The sequence below is a fragment of the uncultured Adlercreutzia sp. genome (assembly GCA_910585575.1).
GTDB lineage: Bacteria > Actinomycetota > Coriobacteriia > Coriobacteriales > Eggerthellaceae > Adlercreutzia.
The window spans coordinates 1-6,164 of record CAJUFS010000104.1 but is presented as its reverse complement, the minus strand read 5'-3'; the positions used below and the strand labels follow the sequence as shown (position 1 = coordinate 6,164).

At 63.1% G+C, this 6,164-nt stretch carries 4 protein-coding genes; 2 read left to right on the top strand and 2 right to left on the bottom strand.

What is annotated here, in order from left to right:
* Positions 1-215: 215 nt before the first annotated feature.
* A complete protein-coding gene (locus QZ307_RS10495; RefSeq protein WP_295999642.1) occupies positions 216-1,184 on the bottom strand; it encodes a manganese-dependent inorganic pyrophosphatase in 969 nt (322 codons plus the stop codon).
* A 150-nt stretch (positions 1,185-1,334) separates the two neighbouring features.
* Between QZ307_RS10495 and sdaAA the strand changes: the two genes are divergently transcribed.
* On the top strand, positions 1,335-2,945 hold the full coding sequence (gene sdaAA / locus QZ307_RS10490) for an L-serine ammonia-lyase, iron-sulfur-dependent, subunit alpha (protein WP_295999640.1): 1,611 nt from the start codon (positions 1,335-1,337) through the stop codon (positions 2,943-2,945).
* Between the two features lie 105 nt (positions 2,946-3,050).
* Positions 3,051-3,929, top strand: a complete 879-nt coding sequence (locus QZ307_RS10485; protein WP_295999638.1) for an InlB B-repeat-containing protein — start codon at positions 3,051-3,053, stop codon at positions 3,927-3,929.
* Between the two features lie 197 nt (positions 3,930-4,126).
* Here the strand turns inward: QZ307_RS10485 and QZ307_RS10480 are convergent.
* The coding region (locus QZ307_RS10480) for a 3'-5' exonuclease (protein ID WP_295999636.1) at positions 4,127-6,164 on the bottom strand (2,038 nt) is incomplete at its 5' end.

Genomic DNA, 6,164 nt, shown 5'->3' with positions numbered 1-6,164 from the left:
GTGCCTGGAATTGCCCCGCCTTTCGCCCAAGCGTACTTCGGTACGCGCCGTGGCGAAAACAAGGGGCAAGGCCAGGTGCCTGTCGGACCCGCAGCGTCGACAGATTCGTTCGTCCCGCCAGGGCGAACGAAGCGCAAAAGCGCCTGAGCCGAAGGCGAACAGCGAAGCGGGTGGGGCGACGGCGATGCCGCCACCCCACCCGCGGACAGAGCAGTTTAGCTGGCCAGAATGGGCGCGGCCACCTGCTTCTTGCGGGAGAGGACGCCGGGCATCCAGTTACCGCCCTCGGTGCACTCGATGCCGAAGACGCGGTTCACACGGGCCGGATCGCCCTCGACGATGAACTGCGAGCCCTCGGCCAGAATGTCGGTGACCAGCAGCAGGGCGAACTCGTAGCCGTTGTCCTCCACCAGCTTCTTCATGTGCGCGCGAATTTCATCCTCGCGATCCATGACCGTGGGCAGATCCACCGTTTCGCGCTGGGCGATGAGCACCGTGATGTCGTCGTTGACCTTGAACTCCTTGGAGTCAGCCTCCACCAGCTTGTCGATGGGCATGGTGGCCTCGCCGCCACGGGTGCGGAAGATGTCCATGCCGAACTCGACGGCGTCGACACCCAGCTTGTCGGCCAAGAAGTTCACCTGGTCGATATCCACCTGGGTGCAGGTGGGGCTCTTCATGATGACCGTGTCGGTGAGGATGGCCGACAGCAGCACGGCGGCGATGGAGTTGGGCAGCTCGATGCCCGTCTGGCGGTACTGCAGCGTCACGATGGTGGCCGTCGAGCCGATGGGCAGGTTCAGGAAGAGAATGGGGTTGGCCGTGGACACATCGGCAATGCGGTGATGATCGATAACCTCGCAAACCTCGGCGTTCTCGATGCCGGGGGCTGCCTGGCCGATCTCGTTGTGGTCGACGAGGATGACCTTCTGCTTCACTTCTTCGCCGTCTACCTCAACGGGGTTCACGTTCTCGATGAGCACGGGCTCGGGAATGTTGTTCTGCTCGAGAATCCAGGCGCTCTCGACGGGCAGCGGCCCGAGGCGGGCGGGCACGTACTCGACACCCTCGACATCGCCGTCGCGCTCGGCCAGGGCGTTCTTCAGGTGAGCATAGGCCACAGCGGCGGAAATGGAGTCGTTGTCGGGATTGCGATGACCCACGACGAGGATTTTGGCGGACATGGATTCCCCTTTCTTCACCAATTAACGGTTTTAAAGCAGTATACCGCTGTCCGGCGACGCTGGCGACGGGCTATGGTACCGTTCTTCGAGAAACATCCGTTGTCGGACGGTTGACGGCCCGTCGACGGCTCGCATTCACAAAGGAGAAGCATGAAAACCTACGGCCTGCGCGACATCATCGGCCCCATCATGGTGGGCCCCTCCAGTTCCCACACGGCCGGAGCGCTGCGTATCGCCTCCATCGCCCGCACGTTGTTCGGGGGCACACCGCCCCAGGTCACCTTCACGCTCTATGGCTCGTTTGCCGCTACCGGTTCGGGGCACGGCACCGACAAGGCCCTGGTGGCCGGCATTTTGGGCATGACAGCCGACAACCCCGAGGTGGCCCGCTCCTTCGAGCAAGCCGAGCGCGAGGGAGTGCGCGTCGAGCTGGAGTGGGACACAGCCACCGTGGTCGACCACCCCAACACCGTCGACGTCCACTGCGAGGACGGCGCCGGCCACACCCTCGATATGCGCGGGGTGTCCATCGGCGGGGGCGCGGCGGTCATCCGCCGCATCAACGACGTGGATGTGGACGTCACCGGCGAGCACACCAGCGTTATCGTGCGCCAGCATGACGTGCGCGGGGTGCTGGCGCACATCTCATCGGTGCTCGCCGAATGCGGCGTGAACATCGCCACGGCCAACCTGCACCGCGTGGAAAAGCGCGGCATTGCCTACACCGTGCTGGAAACCGACGACGACGTAGCCGAAGAGGTGCGCGAGCAGATCATCGCCCATCCCGACGTGATGAACGCCCGCATCATCCCCGCCATGACCGTGGCCGACACCGAGCCGGTCCCCATTCCGGAAAACGCCGACGAGGCCTTTGCCCGCTGGGACTACACCACCGGCGCCGAGTTGCTGGCCCTGTGCGCGCGAGAGAACTGCACCATCGCCGAGGCGTTCCGCGCCCGCGAAGAGGCCCTGTGCGCGCGCCAGGGCGTGACCGCCGACATCGACGGCTATCTCGATCGCGTCCTTGAGGTCATGGACGCAGCGGCCACGACGCCCCTCGAGCATCCCGAGCGCTCCATCGGCGGCCTTATCGGCGGTGAAGCCGCCAAGGTGACGGCCAGCCTCCAAACTGGCAGCCCGCGACGCCAGCTTATGGACCCCCTCACCGCCAAGGCGTCCATCTACGCCCTGGCCACCTTGGAAACGAACGCGAAAATGGGCATCATCGTGGCCACCCCCACGGCAGGCTCCTCGGGCGTGCTGCCCGGCGTGCTGCTGGCCCTGCGCGATGAGCGCGGATTCTCCCACGACGAGCTGCGCGAGGGCATTCTGGCTGCTGCGGCCGTGGGCTATCTCATCGCCCGCAACGCCAGCGTGTCCGGCGCCGAGGGCGGCTGTCAAGCCGAGGTGGGCTCGGCCGGCGCCATGGCTGCGGCCGCGGCCGTCACCATGGCCGAAGGCACTCCGGCCCAGGCGCTCGATGCCGCCTCGAACGTCATCCAGTGCCTGCTGGGCCTAGTATGCGACCCGGTGGGCGGCCTGGTCGAGCTGCCGTGCCAAAAACGCGACGGCACCGCCGCTCCCCTCGCGCTCACCTGCGCGCAAATTGCCCTGGCCGGGGTGGAGAACCTCATTCCCTTCGACGAAAACGTGGCCGTTATGGACAAGGTGGGCCGCGACATGCCCATGGAGCTGCGCGAAACCGCCCGCGGCGGCATCGCCATCGCCCCCAGCGTCTGCGACTTCTGCGGAGGCTGCTAGCCAAACACGCGCATTGTTCGCTACAAAAATTTGTTGCTTTATATCATTTTCCCTGCTCGCTAGTGCTACCCTTTTCGCAAGGAAAGCTCAACGAGAGGAGAACCTATGTCCCTAGCAAAGAAGCGGCTGTCCGTTGCCGCCCTTGCGGCCGTTGTTGCCCTCGCGCTCGCCTTGGGCGGCCTCGGGCTGACAAGCGTCACGCCCGAGCGGGCCTTCGCCGACGACACGGCGGCCGCCGCCACGCCGGCCAAAACCTACACCATCAAGTACAAGGGTGTCAGCGGCGCGAAAAACGCGAACCCCACCGAAGTGGAGAAGGGCAAGCTGAAGCTGAAGAAGCCCACCAAGACGGGCTACACCTTCCAAGGCTGGTACCAGGGCACGAAGAAGGTCACCACCCTGAACGTGAAGAAGAACACCACGGTCACCGCCAAGTGGAAGGCCAAGACCTACAAGATCACCTACAAGAACGTGAAGGGCACCAATAAGAACGCCAAGAAGTTCACCTACGGCAAGTCGGTGAAGCTGAAGATCCTATCCAAGAAGGGGTATACGTTTAAGGGTTGGTACACCGACGCTCAGTTCACCAAGAAGGCAAAGACCGTCGGCGGCAAGACGGCTAAAAACGTAACGGTATACGCCTGGTGGATTCAGAACCCCAAAACCGCTTCTCAGAAGCGCGCTGTCTCGCTGGCGAAAGCCGCTTACAAGCAGATCGACAGTGAGCATTACACAACGTATCAGAAGATGGTTGACGGGCTACAGCGCTACGGCGTTTCCGCCAAGGACGCTAAGTTCGCCGCCAAGAACTGCGGCGCCAACTACTACACCGAGGCTATCAAGATCGTGAAGTACGCAAAGAACATGCCCGAGCTCGTCGACCTCGACACCACCCTGATGAAGAACTACCTCAAGAATATGATGAAGGAAGAGGGCTTCACTTCCAAGGAGATCAATTACGCCTTCAAGGTTGTGAAATTCTAATCATACCCCAGCAGCGTTTATTTCATCCAAAGGCCCTACGAACCATCGAAGTTCGTAGGGCCTTTTCTGTGGCAAAACTGCATTTCGCCTCTTCACTACGGAAGGTCTTACCCATGCGTATCTTACTCATGCGTAAGACCCTCGGCGCTGGGCCACCCGTCCCCCAGAAGGCGCAGCCCCAACTAGGCGAGCACGCCTTACCCGATCTTCACGATGGGGGCGTAGTCCTTGAGCAGCTTCTTGGTCTGGCCGGTCTTCGCGAACTTCACGTGCAGGGTATCACCGTCCACCTTCACCACCGTGCCGCGGCCGAAGGTTTTGTGATCCACCGTATCGCCCTTGGCAAAGGTGGCCTTGGCGCCCTCTTTCTTTCCCGCGGCTGCTGAGCGGCCCGTCGCGCGGGCGCCGGCGCGCAGCTCGCGCATTTCGTCGAAGGAGCGGCCTCGCGAGCCAGAAGCGCTCGAGCGGCCGAACACGCGACCCTCCCCCGCCTCGGTGCCCGACCCGGCAATACCGCGACGGCTGCCGCGCTTTTCCCAGCCGGTACCCGAGAAGCCCGAAGAGCCCAGGCCGGTAGTCTGTCGCAACTCGCTAGGGATTTCCCCGATAAAGCGCGAGGCCGGGTTCGCGTTGGTCTGGCCGAAAATCTGTCGCTGCTGGGCGCAGGTAAGGCACAGGCGCTTGCGGGCGCGGGTGATGGCCACGTAGGCCAGGCGCCGTTCCTCTTCCACGGACGCCGCGTCACCCACGGAGTTCATGTGGGGGAAGAGGGTTTCCTCCATGCCGGCCACCCACACGCAGTCAAACTCCAGGCCTTTGGACGAGTGCACGGTCATGAGGGTGACAGCCTGGCCGTCCTCGGTAACCGTATCGAGGTCGGTACGCAGACGCACCCACTCGATGAAGTCGGCCAGCGAGTCGCCGCGCAGCACGCGCACCGGCTCCTCGTCCTCGTCTTCGCCCACCGTAGGAGCAGCATAGTCGGATTCGTCCTCGTCGTGGGTCTGCACGAACTCGTCCACAACGCCCAGAAACTCCTGGATGTTCTCGATGCGGCCGCGGGCCTCGTCGGTGCCCTCGGCCTCTAGCGCCTCGATGAGCCCCGCCTTGTCGATGATCATCTCGATGACTTTGCGCAGGTCGCCGCTGTAGGCCTGACCATCCTTGATGGTCTGCACGAAAGACCCCACACTCGCCCGCGTGGCGGCCCGAATTTCAGGGTCGACGATGGCCAGCTCGGCGGCAGTCATGAACGGCGCATTCAACTCGCGGGCAAACTGGTCGATGCGCTCGATGGTGGTTTTGCCCACACCGCGCTTCGGCACGTTGATGACGCGCTTGGCCGCAATGTCGTCGGCCGGGTTCACCACCAGCGTAAGGTAGGCCATAACGTCGCGGATTTCCGCGCGGTCGAAGAAGCGCGTGCCGCCCACGATGCGATAGGGCACGCCGGCGCGCAGCATCATATCTTCCAACATACGCGACTGAGCGTTAGTGCGGTAGAACACCGCCATGTTGTTGTAGGACACGCCCTCGGCGCGGCGCTTCTCGATTTCGCCGGCAATCCAGCGGCCCTCGTCGCGTTCGTCGGTGGCCAGGTACACCTGAATCTTCTCGCCGTCGCCCGCGTCCGTGAACAGGCGCTTGGCCTTGCGGTGCTGGTTGTTGGCAATCACCGCGTTGGCTGCGTTCAAGATGTTGCCCATGCTGCGGTAGTTCTGCTCCAGCTTCACTACGTGGGCCTCGGGGTAGTCGCTTTCGAACTCCAGAATGTTGCGCAGGTCGGCGCCACGCCACGAATAAATGGACTGATCGTCGTCGCCCACTACCATCACGTTGCGGTGCGCCTGAGCCAGCAGCATGGTGATGGCGTACTGGGCGCGGTTCGTGTCCTGATACTCGTCCACCATGATGTAGCGGAAGCGCTCTTGATAGGCGCGGCGCACGTCCTCGTGCTGCTTCAGCAGCAGGTAGGCGTAGAGCAGCAGGTCGTCGAAGTCGAAGGCATTGGCGGCGCGCAGGCGCGTTTGCAACAACTCGTAGACCTTCGCCGCCACTTTGCCCACGGGGTCAGTGGCCTGAGCGGCGAAATCCGCCGGCACCTGCAAGTCGTTTTTCGCCTGAGAGATGCGGTTCATCAGGGCATTCACCGGATAGCGCTTCGGATCGATGGACAGGGTGGCCATGATGTCCTTGTACAGGCGCTTCAAGTCGTCGGTGTCGTAGATGGTGAAG